This is a genomic window from Pseudomonas sp. MDT1-85 (assembly GCF_054898065.1).
Map to the genome: position 1 here is coordinate 1,501,315 of NZ_CM142715.1, position 17,044 is coordinate 1,518,358.

Here is a 17,044-nt window from a genome sequence, read left to right on the forward strand (position 1 = left end):
GAGCAAACTCACTCCCCCAAAATCGGAGTTGAGGCTTAGAGCGTACCAAACACCTTCTTCGCCAAACTGGTCGCCGCAGCCGCAGGGTTCTGGCGAATGGTTTCTTCCTGCTTGCCGATCATCTCGAACAAACCGTTCAACGCCTGCTCGGTGACGTAGCTTTCGATATTGGCATTTTTCGCATCCAGCACGCCCAGAGTCGCCGCTTGCCCAGCGAACGAGTTGTATTGCTGCGCCAGGCCGACCTGGTCGGTGGCTTGTTTGACGATTGGCAGGAACTTGGTGCGGATCTGCTCGCGGCTGGTTTTGCTCAGGTACTGAGTGGCCGAGTCCTTGCCGCCGCCGAGGATCCCCTTGGCATCTTCCACGGTCATTTTCTTCACCGCATCCACCAGGATCGGCTGGGCTTGCGTCACGGCCGTTTCAGCCGCCTTGTTCATACTGGTTTCCAGCTGCTCGACCTGATCGCCCATGCCGAACTGTTTCATTTTCTTGGCGACTTTACCCAGCTTGCCCGGCAGTTCGATCTTCACGTCCGGGTTGTTGCTGAAGCCGCCGGGCGCGCCGAGTTGTTTAACGGCCAATTGCGCGCCTTGGGTCAGGGCGTCCTTGAGACCGCCGGTGGCGTCTTGTTGCGACAGGTCATTGAGCGACAGAGCCAGGGCATTGGCGCAGAACATCAAGCCTGCGCATAGGCCGGCGAAGCGAAGGGTAGGGCGGAACATGGCGGCTTCCTTGTTCGTAAAAAAGGTTCAGAAAAAAGGGCGCCAGAAAAAGCCTGGCGCCTGTAGGAATTTAGACGGTCTGCGCCGGAGCCGCGACTTGGTCCGCCGCATCTTCACTGCGATGCAATGCCACCTGACGGATCGACAAACGAATCTCCGCCGGCAACACACGTTTGGCGGCGCCTTCGGCCAGTTCGCCTAACAGTTCGTGATAGCTCAACTTGCCGGCTTCATCGCGGCGCAGCACGTCGAGGTCCAGCATCGTCTGGATGAAGTGACGGAACAGGCTCTTGTCGAAGAACTCCGGGGCGTTCAGGCCGTGGAGGATCGACAGGCGCTGGGCCATGACAGTGCACAGATCTTCGAGTTCTTCGGCGCTGATGCTGTTCTGGCCGCTGTTGAGCAGCAAGGAAACGGTCATGTAGAAGCGCTGCAAGGTCTGGGCGATGCTTTTCGACAGCAGCGTCAGCAGCACGAAATGCCGCGAACTCGGTGCCGGACGCAGGTACACGTCTTTCTCGAAACGCAGCAGCCCTTGTTCGACGAAGGCTTCGAGCCATTGATCGATCACGCCATCGAGTTCGTCCAGCGACCAGCGAATGAACAACTCCGATTGCAAGTACGGGTACAGCGCACGGGTGTAGCGCAGTATCTGCTCGCGGCTCATGCGCGAGGTGCTCTGGAAGAAACTCGCCAGCAACGACGGCAACGCGAAGATATGCAGCACGTTGTTGCGGTAGTAGGTCATCAGGACGGCGTTTTGTTCGTCCAGGTACAGAATCTTGCCCAGCGCATCGCTTTGCTCGGACAGCAGGTCCATGTCCTTCACATGCTCGATCAACGCTCGACCGTCGCCCTCCGGCAGGGTGGTGTGCGAGGAGTAGGGAACCTTGCGCAACAGCGCCAGATACAGATCGAGCACCCGCGCCATGGCGCGATCGTCCAGGGCCAGACGGCTGGTGGACAGTAACGCCAGGGCCACCAGATTCACCGGGTTGATCGCCGCCGCTTCATTCAAATGCTGTGCGACTTTCTCGCCCAGGCGGTTAGTGGTTTCGTTGAGCCAGGCCGGTTTGAACTGCGGACCGAGTTTCTGTTGGCGCCAGTCTGGCTGTTCGCTGTCGAGGAATTCCGCCAGTTTGATCGGCTCACCGAAGTTGACCGCAACCTGACCGAAGCGCTGTTTGAGCGCACCAATGACTTTGAAAATGTCGAAGATCGACTCTTTCTTCTTGCTCGCGCCACGCAATTCGCCGAGGTAGGTGCGGCCTTCCAGCACGCGCTCATAGCCGATGTACACCGGCACGAAGACGATGGGCATGCGCGACGAACGCAGGAAGCTGCGCAGGGTGATCGCGAGCATCCCGGTTTTCGGTTGCAGCATGCGCCCGGTGCGCGAGCGGCCGCCCTCGACGAAGTACTCGACCGGGAAACCTTTGGTGAACAGGGTGTGCAGGTATTCGTTGAACACCGAGGTGTACAGCGGATTGCCCTTGAAGGTGCGGCGCATGAAGAACGCGCCGCCACGCCGTAGCAGGCTGCCGATCACCGGCATGTTGAGGTTGATCCCGGCGGCGATGTGCGGCGGGGTCAGGCCGTTGCGGAACAGCAGATAGGAGAGCAGCAAATAGTCAATGTGGCTGCGATGGCAGGGCACGTAGATCACTTCGTGACCCTGGGCGACTTTCTGCACACCTTCGATGTGGTTGACCTTGATCCCGTCGTAGATCTTGTTCCAGAACCAGCTCAGCACCACTTCCAGAAAGCGGATAGCGGTGTAGGTGTAGTCCGACGCGATCTCGTTGCCGTAGCGCAAGGCCTGGGCCTTGGCTTTTTCCGGGGAGATGTTCTCGCGCTCGGCTTCGTCGAGGATCGCCTGTTTGACCAAGGGCTGATTGAGCAGGCCTTTGACCAGATTACGGCGGTGGGAAATGTCCGGGCCAATCACCGCAGCTTTCAGGTTGCGAAAGTGCACCCGCAGAATCCGCTGGGCCATGCGCACGGTGCGCTCGTGGCCTTTGTTGTGATCGATCAGTTCACGCAGATGAATCGGCGCCGAGAACTGCACCCGGGTCTTGCGCCCCAGCACGATGATGCTCAGCAGTCGGCGCAATCGCCCGGTGACCGCCCAGCTGTCGGCGAACAGCAGTTTCCACGGGCTCGACTCGCTGTCCGGCGATTGACCCCAGAACACGCTGACCGGAATGATCTGCGCGTCTTCGGCGGCGTTCTGGCTCAGGGCGCTGACCAGGCGGGTCAGGGTTGGTGGCGCGCCGCGTTTGTCCTGACGGCCGAGCCAGTCGGGCTCCGGCGTCAGGTAAAAGAACGCGGCGGGCTCCACCAACGCACCCACCGATACCGGCAATACCGGGCGCGGCAGGCCGGCCTTGCTGCATTCGGTATCGACCACGGCGAGGTCGGTCAGTGAAGGGTTTTGCAGGACGTAGAACACCGGCCGGCTGCGGTCGAGGTTGAGGGTGAACGACGACTGATTGATCGTCTCCGAGCGAACCCAGAGGTACAGCAGTCGGCGCAGGGTGCCAAACACAAGACGGCGAAACGGGGAACGGGTCATACGGCTTCTGCGTGAGTGGATAAAACCGAGCAAATGCTCGGGCGGCCGATAGTGTGCCGTATTCGCCGAAAATCGGCAAAAAAGCGGCTAAGTAAACTTGAGTTGAGAGTTTTGATGGCTGTCATATACTCGGCCGTTCAAAATAAAAAGAAGAGGTATCGAGATATGGCTACGCGCGAGACCGGCAATGTGAAGTGGTTCAATGACGCCAAGGGCTATGGCTTCATTCAGCGCGAGGACGGGGTGGACGTGTTCGTGCACTACCGCGCGATCCGCGGCGAAGGGCATCGCTCGTTGGCTGAAGGTCAGCAGGTTGAGTATGCGGTGGTGACCGGCGAGAAGGGCTTGCAGGCTGAGGATGTTGTAGGTCTGTAACCCTTGGAAATCAAAAGATCGCAGCCTTCGGCAACTCCTACAGGTGTACATATGACCCTGTGGAGCTGCCGAAGGCTGCGATCTTTTTGCTTTTACGCGGTTTTCCAGCTTATTAGCTTTGTGCCAAAAGAATGTTGAACAAAGCGCTGGATAGATAATCACCTGTCAGTTCTGACAGTAGACGACTTCTTGCCCCAGACCTACCCTCGCTCCACGTTCACCTGGATTGTTTTGTTTCCGGTGTGTTGCTCATGCGAGAGGGATACGGTCATGCGGAAGATCATCGCGTTTTTGCTGATGTTGAGTCTTGGTGGATGCACCACTCAGGATCCCTCCGATAACAACCTGACTGAGCCCACCACTGCAATTACCACCTTGGCAGTGCCGGAACAGGACGATATTCAAAGTGTCTCGGCCGCGCAGCCGGCGGTGTTCAAGGTGGTCGAGGCGCCGGCCGGCGAGTTGAATGCCGACACCCTCGGCGCCGAAGCCAACGTGCAGGTGAGCTACCCGGCCATGGCGCCACGGGACACGGTCGGGGTACGTCTGAGCGGCGTGGCATTGCGCGATGCACCGATCCAGACTGTTTCCGCGGCGGGCACGCTGAACTTCAAGATACCCAAGGTGTGGGTAACCGAGAACCGCAGTCGCACGTTAAACCTGACGTATACCTACAAGATTGGGGGTGTCGGAAACCTGATCACCTCTTCGCCATTGAGCATTCGTGTGGTGGGCGCCCAGGGCCAGAGCGTGTTCAAAGTGGTCGAGGCGCCGGCCGGCGAGTTGAATGCCGACACCCTCGGCGCCGAAGCCAACGTGCAGGTGAGTTACCCGGCCATGGCGCCACGGGACACGGTCGGGGTACGTCTGAGCGGCGTGGCATTGCGCGATGCACCGATCCAGACTGTTTCCGCGGCGGGCACGCTGAACTTCAAGATACCCAAGGTGTGGGTAACCGAGAACCGCAGTCGCACGTTAAACCTGACGTATACCTACAAGATTGGGGGTGTCGGAAACCTGATCACCTCTTCGCCGTTGAGCATTCGTGTGGTGGGCGCCCAGGGCCAGAGCGTGTTCAAAGTGGTCGAGGCGCCGGCCGGCGAGTTGAATGCCGACACCCTCCGCGCCGAAGCCAACGTGCAGGTGAGTTACCCGGCCATGGCGCCACGGGACACGGTCGGCTTACGTCTGAGCGGCGTGGCATTGCGCGATGCACCGATCCAGACTGTTTCCGCAGCGGGCACGCTGATCTTCAAGGTGCCCAAAGTGTGGGTGACCGAGAACAGCAATCGCAGCGTCACGCTGACCTACACCTACAAGATGGGTGGCGCTGGCAGTCTGATTACGTCGTCTCCATTGGCGATCCGGATCGTTGGTGCCGTAGCGGCTGGGGACGGCCAGCGGGTTGCAAATGAGCTCAATCAGCAATATGCCGATACTCGCCCAAACTGCGGCAGTACCTCATCGCCTGCGGTCTTGTGTTCCGGTGTGATTTTGCGGGCAACCATAAATGGCACCGGGTTTCGCGCCTGGAATCCCAGCCCGCTGTCCCAGACCAATGGCGGGGTTTCTTCTTTTTACCTTCGCAAGGACGCGGCGTTCAAAGCCTTCCCCTCAAACTATCCGAATGCCAGCGGGATCGTCTTTTTCCCTCCGCAGCAACGTCCTCAAGGTACGGTGGAAGTTCCGGTTCTATGCATCTTTCCTTTGGATGGAGGCACTGATATCAGGGCAGATCAAGGTTGTGGTGTATCCAGTAACTACCCATCTGTCAGTCGTTCCTGCGAACTGCAGGGAATTACAACAGCAGCAGGTTGGTTAACTCATTACAACCAGGGAACAGCGGGACAGAAGTACCAGCGCGCATGCGGTTTCAATGTCCGGGTCAATCAGGGAGCGCTTGCGGCAAATGCGTTTTATCAAGGCATTGTGGCAATGAAGCTTTTGGGTGCCGAATCGTTCAATACCTGGAATGAAATCCGCTTGGCTACTTGGCCGCAGAACATCCACACGACCATTCCAATCAAGGCGTTTTTTTACTCGAGCAATGGCTTGGCGAGTGCCAAGTTCAATCAGCAGGATTTTTACAAATACTCAGGCAAGACAGTGCCAATCATCAAGCTCACACTGCCCCGAACCGTCGCCGAGTCTGCCAGGTTCGAATTCAACAAGGCTGATCAGGTACTGGGCAATTGGTGATGAGGTTGGCGAAGAGGGCCGCCGATTCTGTCGGGGGAAGAAGCGGCGGTTGTTAAAAGGGCATCTGTATTCAGGTAGTTTTCCAGGTGATCTCTTCTTCACCATCAACACTGATGCGCATCCACCGATCCGCCGTCTCTTCACCTTCTTCCTCGACCCAACTGCCCGGCGCGCAACGCACTTCGACGTTCAGCGCGGCAAACGCTGCGCGGGCGCAGGCGATGTCGTCTTCCCACGGGGTCTGGTCGCTGTCCAGGAACAGGCTGTTCCATTTGCCCACGGCTTTCGGCAACCAGGTGACCGACACGTTGCCGGCCTTGCACTTGTAGGTCTGGCCTTTCTGGACCCAGTCGGTGCATGGGCCCAAAGCAGTGTCGAGCCAGGCGGCGATGGCCTTGTAGTCGACGTCGGCGTCTTTCAGGTAAATCTCTATATCGGGTTGGCGCATGGATGTCCTCACTGCGGGTCTGAAAAATCCATTCGCGGATTTAGCCGGCCTCAAGCTGTTTGCTCAAGACCAAAATTCAAGAGTTTATTGAAGAACAAAATAATCGTAGCGCATCGACACGGTGACCTCGAACGGTTCGACCTGTTCGATGACGGCTGCCCGGCGTTCGGCACTCGCGCGCCAGCCGTGGGGTGTCATGGCCAACAGGTTCGCGCGATCCTGACCGTTAACCATCGTCAGTTTGAATTCCAGGGTTTCGCTGTGTTGCAGCGCCATGCCTTCTGGCACCAGCGCCAAGTGCTTGTCGTCGGTGTACTCGCGCACTTCGTCATACAGACGTTCGCGCAATTCCATCAGATGGCCGCTGGTCGGCCCGACTTTCATCAAGCCGCCGCCGGGGCTGAGCAGACGTTTGGCTTCTTCCCAGTCCAGCGGGCTGAAAACGCTGGCGAGAAACTGGCAGCTGCCTGAGGCCAATGGCACCCGGGCCATGCTGGCGATCAACCAGGTCAGCGCAGGGTTGCGTTTGCAGGCGCGTTTGACCGCTTCCCGGGAAATGTCCAGCGCATAGCCATCGGCGTTGGGCAAGGCTTCGGCGATTTGCGCGGTGTAGTAACCCTCGCCACAACCGATGTCCAGCCAGCGCTGGGGCGCGTACTGCGCCGCCAGTTCCGCCAGACGCTTGGCCACCGGCGCGTAGTGGCCGGCGTTCAAAAAGTCGCGACGGGCTTCGACCATCGCCAGGTTATCCCCAGGGTCGCGGCTGTTTTTGTGCTGCACCGGCAACAAGTTCAGGTAACCCTGCCGCGCACGGTCGAAACGATGCCCGGCGGGGCAAGCCATGCCGTTGTCCACCGCGTTCAGCGGTTCGCTGCAGATCGGACACGCAAGCATCAGGCGAGCAACTTGATCAGGGTCTGGTAGTAGATTTCAGTCAGCACGTCGAGATCGGCCGCCAGCACGCGCTCGTTGACCTGGTGGATCGTCGCGTTGACCGGGCCGAGTTCGACAACCTGAGTACCCATGGTCGCGATGAAACGCCCGTCGGAAGTGCCGCCGCTGGTGGATGCGCGGGTGGAGCGACCGGTGATGTCCTTGATGCTCGACGCAACGGCATCCAGCAACGCACCCGGCTCGGTGAGGAACGGCAGGCCGGACAGCGCCCAGTCGATGTGCCAGTCCAGGCCATGTTTGTCGAGGATGTCGGCGACGCGTTTTTGCAGGCCTTCGACGGTGGACTCGGTGGAGAAGCGGAAGTTGAACACCGCCACCAGATCACCCGGAATCACGTTGGTCGCGCCGGTGCCGGAGTTGACGTTGGAAATCTGGAAACTGGTTGGCGGAAAGAAATCGTTGCCGTGATCCCAGTGCTCGGCGGCGAGTTCGGCCAGTGCCGGGGCAGCGAGGTGGATCGGGTTCTTCGCCAGGTGCGGATACGCCACGTGACCTTGCACACCGTGCACGGTCAATTTGGCGCCGAGGGAACCGCGACGGCCATTCTTGACCACGTCACCCACCAGGGTAGTGCTCGACGGTTCGCCGACGATGCACCAGTCCAGACGCTCTTTACGGGCGGCGAGGCGTTCAACCACAGCCTTGGTGCCGTGATGCGCCGGGCCTTCTTCGTCGCTGGTGATCAGGAAAGCGACCTTGCCCTTGTGGTCCGGGTAGTCGGTAACGAAGCGCTCAGCGGCTACGGTCATGGCCGCGAGGCTGCCTTTCATGTCTGCCGCGCCACGGCCGCAGAGCATGCCGTGCTCATCGATCAGCGCGTTGAACGGATCGATCTGCCAGGCGGTTACCGGACCGGTCGGGACCACGTCGGTGTGGCCGGCGAAACACAGCACCGGGCCGTCGTGTTTACCGTGGGTCGCCCAGAAGTTATCCACATCTTCGATGCGCATCGGTTCCAGTTTGAACCCGGCATCGCCCAGGCGCTGCATCATCTGCTTCTGGCAATCGGCGTCGACCGGCGTCACGGACGGACGGCGGATCAGGTCGATGGCGAGTTGAAGGGTCGGCGAAAGGTCGGCGTGGGCCGTCATGGAAAGCTCCGATGTGTGCAGCACGATAAACCTGTAGGAGCTGCCGAAGGCTGCGATCTTTTGATCCTGATTCTGAAAATCAAAAGATCGCAGCCTTCGGCAGCTCCTACCGAGTGTGTTGGCATTGAAAAGGGCGATCATTCTAAAGCAAAACGGCGACCCGAAGGCCGCCGTTTGACGTTATCTAATAACGGATTACGCCGTTGCAGGTTCTGGCTTAGCCACCGGTTTTGGCAGCGAAGACAGGAACGCCATGATCAGCGCCGCCAGGTACGGCAGCGACTGCACCAGCAACATAGTCACCCAGAAGCGCATGTCGTTGCTCGGCAGGCCCTGCACCAGGAAGATCCCCAGCGCCGCGCCCCACAACAGCAGCATGATGAACATTTCTTCGCGAGCTTCCGAAATCGCCACCCAGAAGCCGTGGTTATCGGCGTTTTTCGGGGTGCGGAAAAACGGAATGCTGCTGGTGAAGAAGCCGTACAGCACCGCTTTGGCGATGGTGTGCGACAACGCCAGCCCTGCCAATGCCGCGCAAAACGCGTCCTTCAGGTTGACCCCGACCGCACGACGGTAGAGGAAGATGATCTTGCCGACCTTGAACACGAACAGCGCCAACGGCGGGATCGCGAAAATCAGCAGCGGTGGATCGACCCGTTGCGGCACGATGATCATCGCTGCCGACCACAGTAGCGCGCCGATGGTGAAGAAGATGTTCATGCCGTCCGCCACCCACGGCAGCCAGCCCGCGAGGAAGTGGTAACGCTGGCCACGGGTCAGTTCGGTGTCCTTGCCGCGCAGCAGGCTGGCGGTGTGACGCTTGATGATCTGAATCGCCCCATAGGCCCAGCGGAAACGCTGTTTCTTGAAGTCGATAAAGGTATCGGGCATCAGGCCCTTGCCATAACTGTCGTGGTAGTACGCCGCCGACAGACCTTTCTCGAATACGCGCAGACCCAACTCGGCGTCTTCACAGATGCACCAGTCGGCCCAGCCCAGTTCCTCGAGCACCGAGCGCCGGGTCATGGTCATGGTGCCGTGCTGAATGATCGCGTCACGGTCGTTGCGGGTAACCATGCCGATGTGGAAGAAGCCTTTGTATTCCGCGTAGCAGAGCTTCTTGAAGGTGCTTTCGTTCTGGTCGCGATAATCCTGTGGCGACTGCACCACGGCGATTTTCGGGTCGGCGAAGTGAGGAACCATGTGCTTGAGCCAGTTCGGGTCGACACAGTAGTCCGAGTCGATCACCGCAATCACCTCGGCATCTTTGGCGGTGTGCGGAATCAAGTAATTCAGCGCACCACCCTTGAAACCGGCCAACGGTGCCACGTGGAAGAACTTGAAGCGCGGGCCGAGGGTTTCGCAATAATCGCGCACCGGTTCCCAGACCGCCGGGTCTTTGGTGTTGTTGTCGATGATCAGGACTTCGAAGTCCGGATAGTCGAGATTGGCCAAGGCGTTGAGGGTCTGTTTGACCATCTCCGGCGGCTCGTTGTAGCAAGGTACGTGAATCGACACCTTCGGTCGGTAGTGCGAATCGCCCACTACCGGCAGGAATTCGCGCCGGCGTTTGTGGGTCCAGACCGCTTCGGCCAGTTCATGGGCTTCAGTCAGCAGCACGATAAACACCCCGAGTGCGCCGAGGGCAAGCAAGAAGCCCACCGTCAGGCTGAACCAGGTGCTGTATTGCTGGCTGTAGTCATAACCGATCCATACCAGCACCGAACCGCACAGGAACGCGATAAAGGTCAGGAAGGTGCGGCCACGTTGACGCAGGGCCGAGCCGTCGATCATCAGCAGGGTCAGCGACAGCAATGCCAGCACTACCGAGCCGATAGCCAGCACGCGCCATTGCGGGATCGCGACGACCGGGCCTTCGAAGTTGAATTTCTGCTGACGCGCGGCGTTGAAAACGCCCCAATACGCGCCCACCGAACCTTCGTCACTGGCTTTCCACGGTTGGTCGAACGCTTCGATCACGAAGTAGTTGAAGCCTTGGCGGTTGAGCTTGTTGACCAGCGTGCGCAGGTAAATCGCCTGGTCCGCCGGCGACGCATCGGCGCCACCGCGCATACGGCCGTTGCTCGGCCAGCCGACTTCGGAGAGCAACAGCGGTTTTTTCGGGAACATCTTTTTCAGGTCACGGGCGCGGTCAAGAACGAATTGACCGGCCTTGTCCACCGGAACGAACTCCCAGTAGGGCAGAACGTGAGCCGCGATCAGGTCGACGTGCTTGGCCAGGCTCGGGTTTTCTTCCCAGACGTGCCACTGCTCAGAGGTGGTGACCGGAACCTTTACGGCCGCGCGGACGCGATCCAGGATCAGGCTCAGCTCTGCCGCGGTAATTTCCTTACGGAAGATCGCCTCGTTACCGACAATCACACGAACCACGCTGCGCGAGGTGTTGGCGATTTCGATAGCGCGGGTGATCTCGCGCTCGTTGCGCTCTTCGTCCGGGCTGATCCAGATCCCCAGGGTCACCCGCAGGCCGAATTCTTCCGCCAGTTTGGGAATGTTCTCCAGGGTGCCGTCGACCGAGTAGGTCCGGATGTTGTCCGTCAGCTTGCTCATGATCTCCAGATCACGACGCATTTCATCGTCGGTCGGGTACTGAGCTTTTTGCGGGTACTGGCCTTGTTGAAACGGCGAGTACGAAAAGCCGGAGATCTGTTCAGGCCAGTTGGGGGCGGTGACCGGGCGATTGACCAGCGCCCAGAAGCCGGTGAACAAGGCGGCGATTGCAAGAACCACGACCAGGTTGAGTCCAAATTTACGCGATGACATAGCTATTTCAGGTTCCAGGGGCTACTGAACGAAGTAACGGTCGGCGGCCGGCTGCCATGAGGCGGGGGCGCGCATCCTACACCGGGCGTTCACTGACCGTACAGCGGACAGGGAAATGCCGGACGTTGGGCAATCCAGGTCGACTTAAGTTCTTTGACCGGGGCGCTATAGTCCAATTCCAATAATTTGTAGTCATTTGAAGCCGTCAAGACTGCCGTCCATAGCCCAAAGGTGCTCTTGACCGCCGACGGCCCTATAATGCGCGCCGGTTTTTGGGGTAATGGTCATGAGTACAGAAGATCCGCGGTTTGCTGGCATCGCCCGCTTGTATGGCATCGAAGGCCTTGAGCGTTTGCGCGCGGCCCATGTGGCGATCGTCGGCGTCGGTGGCGTCGGTTCCTGGGCGGCGGAAGCTGTTGCCCGGTGTGGCGTGGGTGAGATTTCGCTGTTCGACCTGGACGATGTCTGCGTCAGCAACGTCAACCGTCAACTGCATGCGCTGGACAGCACCGTCGGCAAGCCCAAGGTCGAGGTGATGGCGGAGCGCCTGCGCGGGATCAACCCAGACTGCACGGTGCATGCGGTGGCGGACTTCGTCACCCGCGAAACCATGGCCGAATACATCACGCCGAACATCGACTGCGTGATTGACTGCATCGACAGCGTCAACGCCAAAGCGGCGCTGATCGCCTGGTGCAAACGTCGCAAGATTCAGATCATCACCACCGGCGGCGCGGGTGGGCAGATCGACCCGACACTGATCCAGGTCTGCGACCTGAACCGCACGTTCAACGATCCGCTGGCGTCGAAAGTGCGCTCCACGCTGCGCCGCGATTACGGCTTCTCCCGCACAGTGACCCGCCACTACAGCGTCCCTTGCGTGTTTTCTACCGAGCAACTGCGCTACCCGAAACCGGATGGCAGCATTTGCTTGCAGAAGAGTTTTGTCGGTGATGGCGTGAAGCTCGACTGCGCCGGGGGCTTTGGCGCGGTGATGATGGTGACTGCGACGTTCGGCATGGTCGCGGCGACCAAGGCTGTGGATAAGATTGTGGCCGGGGTTCGGCGCCCGGCGGATCGGGTCAAGCCTGAGGTTTGAAACACCATCCCTGTAGGAGCGAGGCTTGCCCGCGAAGGCGGTGTGTCAGATAAAACGCCTTCGCGGGCAAGCCTCGCTCCTACAGGGGAGTAGACAACTCCCGCATCCGCTGTAGCACGGCATTAAGGCCATTACTGCGCGACGACGACAACTGCCGCGACAGCCCCAACTGATTAAACCAATCCGGCAAATCCACCTGCTGCAGTTCAGCTGCCGACAACCCATTGACCCGCGCCAGCAGCAGCGCCACCAACCCGCGAATCAAGCGTGCATCGCTGCTGGCGCTGAACTGCCAATGACCGTCTTGCAGCGTACCGACCAGCCAGACCTGGCTTTCACAGCCATGCACGCGGTTGGCTTCGACTTTATCCACATCGCTCAACGCAGGCAGGCGGTCGCCCCATTGCATCAGCAACCGCGCCCGCTGTTCCCAACTCGCAGTCTTCTGAAAAGTATCCAGCGCGGTGACGGCATCGGCGGGCAAGGTCATCGCAATAACTCCAGGGCCTGATCCAGCGCTTCAAAAAAGCGCTCAAGGTCTTCGGAGTCGTTGTACAACGCCAACGACACCCGAATCGCCCCGGCCAGCTCAAAGCTTTTGAGCAACGGCATGGCGCAATGATGACCGGCGCGTACGGCGATTCCCTGTTCGGTCAGCAAATGCGCCAGATCAGAGTTATGCACACCCTCGACGACAAAACTGGCCAGTGCCAGTTGCGGCTTGCCCAGCAGACGAATGCCGTTACGCGCCTCAAGGCCTTTGAGCAAATAGTCATGCAGCGCCGCTTCGTGGGCGGACACCGCGTCCTGATCGAGCCCAGCCAGATAATCCAGAGTCGCCCCCAGGCCAATCACGCTGGAAATCGGCGGCGTACCCGCCTCGAACCCCAGTGGCGCAGAACGAAAGCGCGCGTCATGGTAGTTGGCATCCAGCACCATTTCGCCGCCGAACTGCCACGGACGTAGTTGCTCAAGCGCTTCGTGACGACCGAACAGCGCCCCCAGGCCATCCGGGCCGTAGAGCTTGTGGCTGGAAAACACATAGAAGTCGCAGGCGAGCGCCTGCACGTCATGCCGACCATGCACCACGCCTTGAGCGCCGTCGACCACGGTCAGTGCGTTGTGCGCCTTGGCCATCGCCAGTAACGCGGGCAACGGCTGCCAGGCGCCGAGCACGTTGGACAGCTGACTGACCGCCAGCAAACGGGTACGCGGGCCGATCAGGCGAGCGGCGGCTTCAAGGTCAATCAAACCGTCGGCATCCAGCGGCAGGATCACCAGTTTCAAGTCGCGACGGTGAGCCAGTTGCTGCCACGGCAACAGGTTGGCGTGGTGCTCCAGAGCGCTGATAACAATTTCATCGCCCGGATTGAATGCGTGTTCCAGGCCATAGGCCAGGAGGTTCAGCGCGGACGTCGCGCCGTGAGTAAAGATGATCTGCCCGCAATTGCCGGTATTGAGCCATTGCGCAACTTTGCTGCGGCTGTCCTCGAACGCCTGGGTGGCATGGGCGCCGGGCAAGTGTTGCGCCCGATGCACGTTGGCCGCGCCGTTGGCGTAGTAATGCGCCAAGGCATCCAGCAGGGCTTGAGGTTTTTGCGTGGTGGCGGCGTTGTCCAGATAAGTCTGGTCTTGCCGTTGCAGAGCGGCGATGGCCGGAAAATCGGCGCGCCAGAGAGAGGGAATCATCATGCTATCGGGCCCTGGTGAACATGGGCGGGTGGAACGCCAGACCGTGTAGGAGCGAGGCTTGTCCGCGAAGGCGTTGTGTCAGGTACAACGCCTTCGCGGGCAAGCCTCGCTCCTACAAGATCAGGTGATCGTTTGACGCTCTGCTTAGTTGTGAGCGTGCAGCGCTTCGTTCAGTTCGATGGCCGATTTGTGGGTTTTGCACTCCACGGCACCGGTCTCCGAATTGCGGCGGAACAGCAGGTCAGGTTGACCGGCCAGTTCACGGGCCTTAACGACTTTGACCAGTTTGTTGTGCTCATCCAGCAGCGCAACCTTGGTACCGGCCGTCACATACAGGCCCGACTCAACGGTATTGCGGTCGCCCAACGGGAAGCCGATACCGGCGTTGGCGCCGATCAGGCAGCCTTCGCCGACCTTGATCACAATGTTGCCGCCACCCGACAGGGTGCCCATGGTCGAGCAGCCGCCGCCCAGGTCCGAACCCTTGCCGACGAATACGCCAGCGGAAACGCGGCCTTCGATCATGCCCGGGCCTTCGGTGCCTGCGTTGAAGTTGATGAAACCTTCGTGCATGACGGTGGTGCCTTCGCCCACGTAAGCGCCCAGACGAATACGAGCAGCGTCAGCGATACGCACGCCGGCCGGTACCACGTAGTCGGTCATTTTCGGGAATTTGTCCACCGAGAATACTTCCAGCAGCTCGCCGCGCAGACGGGCTTCCAGTTGATGTTCGGCCAGTTCGGCCAGGTCGATCGCGCCCTGGCTGGTCCAGGCCACGTTCGGCAGCAACGGGAACACGCCGGCCAGGTTCAGGTTGTGCGGCTTGACCAGACGATGGGACAGCAGGTGCAGCTTGAGGTAAGCCTCAGGCGTGGAGCTCAGCTGAGCATCCTCGGCCAAAATAGTCGCGACCAGCGGCTTGTGGCTCTCGGCCAGACGGGTCAGCAGCGCAGCCTGGGCAGCGTCGACGCCTTTCAGCGCTTCAGCCAGTTGGGACGCCTGAGCGGTGCTGAAGGCGATGGCCTGATTGCCGTCGGTGTAGCCCAGAATCGGCGCAATGGCAGCGACCAGTTCGGCCGACGGGTTGAGCAGTGGCTGCGCGTAAAACACTTCCAGCCATGCGCCTTGACGGTTTTGAGTGCCGACACCAAAGGCCAGGCTGAACAGGGTAGTGGACATGTTGATACCTCTAACAAAATGGAACGGGCTGCCTTATTTGAGTGCGGCCGCGTAGATATCTGGCTTGAAGCCAATCAGGGTTCGGTCACCGAGATCGAGCACCGGGCGCTTGATCATCGAGGGTTGCGCGAGCATCAGTTCGATGGCTTTCGGCTGGTCGAGATCGGCTTTGCGTTCGTCGTCGAGCTTGCGAAAGGTCGTGCCTGCACGGTTCAACACCACTTGCCAGCCGTGCTCGTCGCACCATTGGTTCAGGTGTTCACGGTCTATTCCGACCGTTTTGTAATCATGGAAGTCATAGCTGACAGCGTGTTCATCGAGCCAGGTGCGCGCCTTTTTCATGGTGTCGCAGGCTTTGATGCCGAAAAGGTGCAACGTTTTGCTTGAAACGGTCAAGGATTTGCCCCCTTTGCAGGTGCTGAAAATAAAAAAGGTGACGGATTATGCCATGACCGGACGGTTTCGCGTCGGCTGTGGTCGGGTTTGTCTTTTTGACTTGGGTAGCCGCTGTTCCATGCGACATGGGTGCCGCAGTCGGCCTGCATTCTAAGCGGCTAATGTGGCACTTCAATGGTCGGCTCAAGCACAAGCGCGGAGTGATTTGCTGGAACGGCGCTTGCGCTTGAAAGCGCTGCGGGCGCAGCGCATTTATGTAGGAGCGAGGCTATTACTTGCGGTGCTGTACGAAGTTGCGAATTCGCTTGGCCGCTTCTACGCACTCCGCCAGCGGTGCGACCAGCGCCAACCGCACACGCCCGGCGCCCGGGTTGACGCCATCCACGTCGCGGGACAAGTAGGAGCCCGGCACGACGGTCACGTGCTCTTGCTCGAACAGGTCGCGGCAGAACGCCGCATCATCGCCATCCACACTAGGCCACAGGTAGAAACCACCGTCCGGACGCTGCACATCCATCACCGGGCTGAGAATCTCCAGCATCGCATCGTACTTCTCACGATACAGCGCACGGTTGGCGCGCACATGCACTTCATCATTCCATGCTGCAACGCTGGCCAGTTGGGTCTGAACCGGCATCGCGCAGCCATGGTAAGTGCGATACAGCAGAAACCCTTTGAGAATATCCGCATCACCGGCCACAAACCCAGAACGCAGGCCCGGCAGGTTGGAGCGCTTGGACAGGCTGTGGAACACCACGCAACGCTTGAAGTCCTTGCGGCCCAGTTCCACGCACGCGCTGAGCAGGCCCGGCGGTGGGGTTTGTTCGTCGAAGTACAGTTCGCTGTAGCACTCGTCGGCGGCGATCACGAAGTCGTATTCGTCGGCCAGAGCGATCAGCTTCTTCAGGGTTTCGACCGGAATCAGTGCACCGGTCGGGTTGCCCGGCGAGCACAGGAACAGGATTTGGCAGCGTTTCCAGATGTCTGGTGAAACGGCGTCGAAGTCCGGGTTGAAGCCGTTTTCATCCAGGCATGGCAGGTAATGCGGCTTGGCCCCGGCCAGGAACGCGGCGCCTTCGTAGATCTGATAGAACGGGTTCGGGCTGACTACCAAGGCATCGCCGCCACGGTTGACCACGGTCTGGGTGAAGGCGAACAGCGCTTCACGGGTGCCGTTGACCGGCAACACGTTGTGCGCCGGGTCGAGCCAGCCGTTCGGGACGCTGAAGCGACGTTCGCACCAGGCGGCAATGGCTTCACGCAGGGCCGGGATGCCGAGGGTGGTCGGGTACACGGCCATCTGATCCAGATTGCTTGCCAGTGCTTCGGCGACGAAGCTCGGCGAACGGTGTTTCGGCTCGCCGATGGACAGCGCGATGGCGCGTTTGTCCGGGTTTGGCGTGACGCTGCCGAGCAGGGCGCGGAGCTTTTCGAACGGGTAGGGCTGCAACTGGTTCAGAGCGTTGTTCATGGGGGCCTCTATAAATGTGGGAGCGGGCTTGCTCGCGAAAGCGGTGTGTTAGTCAC

General features: G+C 59.9%; 14 protein-coding genes. 3 read left to right on the forward strand and 11 right to left on the reverse strand.

Going from position 1 to position 17,044, the window contains the following annotated elements; genetic code table 11:
* Positions 1-35: 35 nt before the first annotated feature.
* Together ACYZT2_RS06660 and plsB are read right to left on the reverse strand one after the other, a co-directional pair.
* A complete protein-coding gene (locus ACYZT2_RS06660; protein ID WP_461971143.1) occupies positions 36-725 on the reverse strand; it encodes a DUF4197 domain-containing protein in 690 nt (229 codons plus the stop codon).
* A 70-nt stretch (positions 726-795) separates the two neighbouring features.
* A complete protein-coding gene (gene plsB, locus ACYZT2_RS06665; RefSeq protein ID WP_461971145.1) occupies positions 796-3,300 on the reverse strand; it encodes a glycerol-3-phosphate 1-O-acyltransferase PlsB in 2,505 nt (834 codons plus the stop codon).
* 165 nt (positions 3,301-3,465) lie between these two features.
* Here plsB and ACYZT2_RS06670 point away from each other — a divergent pair, with 165 nt between their 5' ends.
* Both ACYZT2_RS06670 and ACYZT2_RS06675 read left to right on the forward strand, forming a co-directional pair.
* Complete coding sequence (locus ACYZT2_RS06670) at positions 3,466-3,675, forward strand: cold-shock protein (protein ID WP_010462862.1); 210 nt, start codon at positions 3,466-3,468, stop codon at positions 3,673-3,675.
* Between the two features lie 270 nt (positions 3,676-3,945).
* On the forward strand, positions 3,946-5,874 hold the full coding sequence (locus ACYZT2_RS06675; protein WP_461971147.1) for a hypothetical protein: 1,929 nt from the start codon (positions 3,946-3,948) through the stop codon (positions 5,872-5,874).
* Positions 5,875-5,944: 70 nt separating this feature from the next.
* On the opposite strand, the gene ACYZT2_RS06680 is transcribed toward ACYZT2_RS06675, so the two are convergent.
* The 4 genes from ACYZT2_RS06680 to ACYZT2_RS06695 form a co-directional block, all read right to left on the reverse strand.
* Complete coding sequence (locus ACYZT2_RS06680; protein WP_461971149.1) at positions 5,945-6,322, reverse strand: hypothetical protein; 378 nt, start codon at positions 6,320-6,322, stop codon at positions 5,945-5,947.
* A gap of 84 nt (positions 6,323-6,406) precedes the next feature.
* Positions 6,407-7,216 (reverse strand): putative RNA methyltransferase, encoded by an 810-nt coding sequence (locus ACYZT2_RS06685; RefSeq protein WP_461971151.1) that lies wholly within the window; start codon positions 7,214-7,216, stop codon positions 6,407-6,409.
* Positions 7,216-8,367 (reverse strand): succinyl-diaminopimelate desuccinylase, encoded by a 1,152-nt coding sequence (gene dapE / locus ACYZT2_RS06690; protein ID WP_461971153.1) that lies wholly within the window; start codon positions 8,365-8,367, stop codon positions 7,216-7,218. Before dapE ends, ACYZT2_RS06685 begins: the two co-directional genes overlap by 1 nt.
* Positions 8,368-8,562: 195 nt before the next feature.
* Positions 8,563-11,151, reverse strand: coding sequence for a glycosyltransferase (locus ACYZT2_RS06695; RefSeq protein WP_461971155.1), 2,589 nt, complete (start codon positions 11,149-11,151; stop codon positions 8,563-8,565).
* Positions 11,152-11,437: 286 nt separating this feature from the next.
* Here ACYZT2_RS06695 and tcdA point away from each other — a divergent pair, with 286 nt between their 5' ends.
* Positions 11,438-12,250 (forward strand): tRNA cyclic N6-threonylcarbamoyladenosine(37) synthase TcdA, encoded by an 813-nt coding sequence (gene tcdA / locus ACYZT2_RS06700; protein WP_161794720.1) that lies wholly within the window; start codon positions 11,438-11,440, stop codon positions 12,248-12,250.
* Between the two features lie 79 nt (positions 12,251-12,329).
* Here the strand turns inward: tcdA and ACYZT2_RS06705 are convergent, their stop codons facing one another.
* The 5 genes from ACYZT2_RS06705 to dapC form a co-directional block, all read right to left on the reverse strand.
* Positions 12,330-12,740 (reverse strand): SufE family protein, encoded by a 411-nt coding sequence (locus ACYZT2_RS06705; RefSeq protein WP_461971158.1) that lies wholly within the window; start codon positions 12,738-12,740, stop codon positions 12,330-12,332.
* Entirely contained in the window at positions 12,737-13,942 is a 1,206-nt protein-coding gene (locus tag ACYZT2_RS06710; protein WP_461971160.1) for an aminotransferase class V-fold PLP-dependent enzyme, read from the reverse strand. The genes ACYZT2_RS06705 and ACYZT2_RS06710 overlap by 4 nt, the downstream gene beginning before the upstream one ends.
* Positions 13,943-14,086: 144 nt before the next feature.
* Positions 14,087-15,121 carry a 2,3,4,5-tetrahydropyridine-2,6-dicarboxylate N-succinyltransferase gene (dapD, locus tag ACYZT2_RS06715; protein ID WP_461971162.1) on the reverse strand — a complete coding sequence of 345 codons (1,035 nt, stop codon included), beginning with the start codon at positions 15,119-15,121 and terminating at the stop codon, positions 14,087-14,089.
* Between the two features lie 33 nt (positions 15,122-15,154).
* A complete protein-coding gene (locus tag ACYZT2_RS06720) occupies positions 15,155-15,463 on the reverse strand; it encodes an arsenate reductase (protein WP_231670529.1) in 309 nt (102 codons plus the stop codon).
* 325 nt (positions 15,464-15,788) lie between these two features.
* Positions 15,789-16,988 carry a succinyldiaminopimelate transaminase gene (dapC, locus tag ACYZT2_RS06725; RefSeq protein WP_461971164.1) on the reverse strand — a complete coding sequence of 400 codons (1,200 nt, stop codon included), beginning with the start codon at positions 16,986-16,988 and terminating at the stop codon, positions 15,789-15,791.
* Positions 16,989-17,044: the final 56 nt, after the last annotated feature.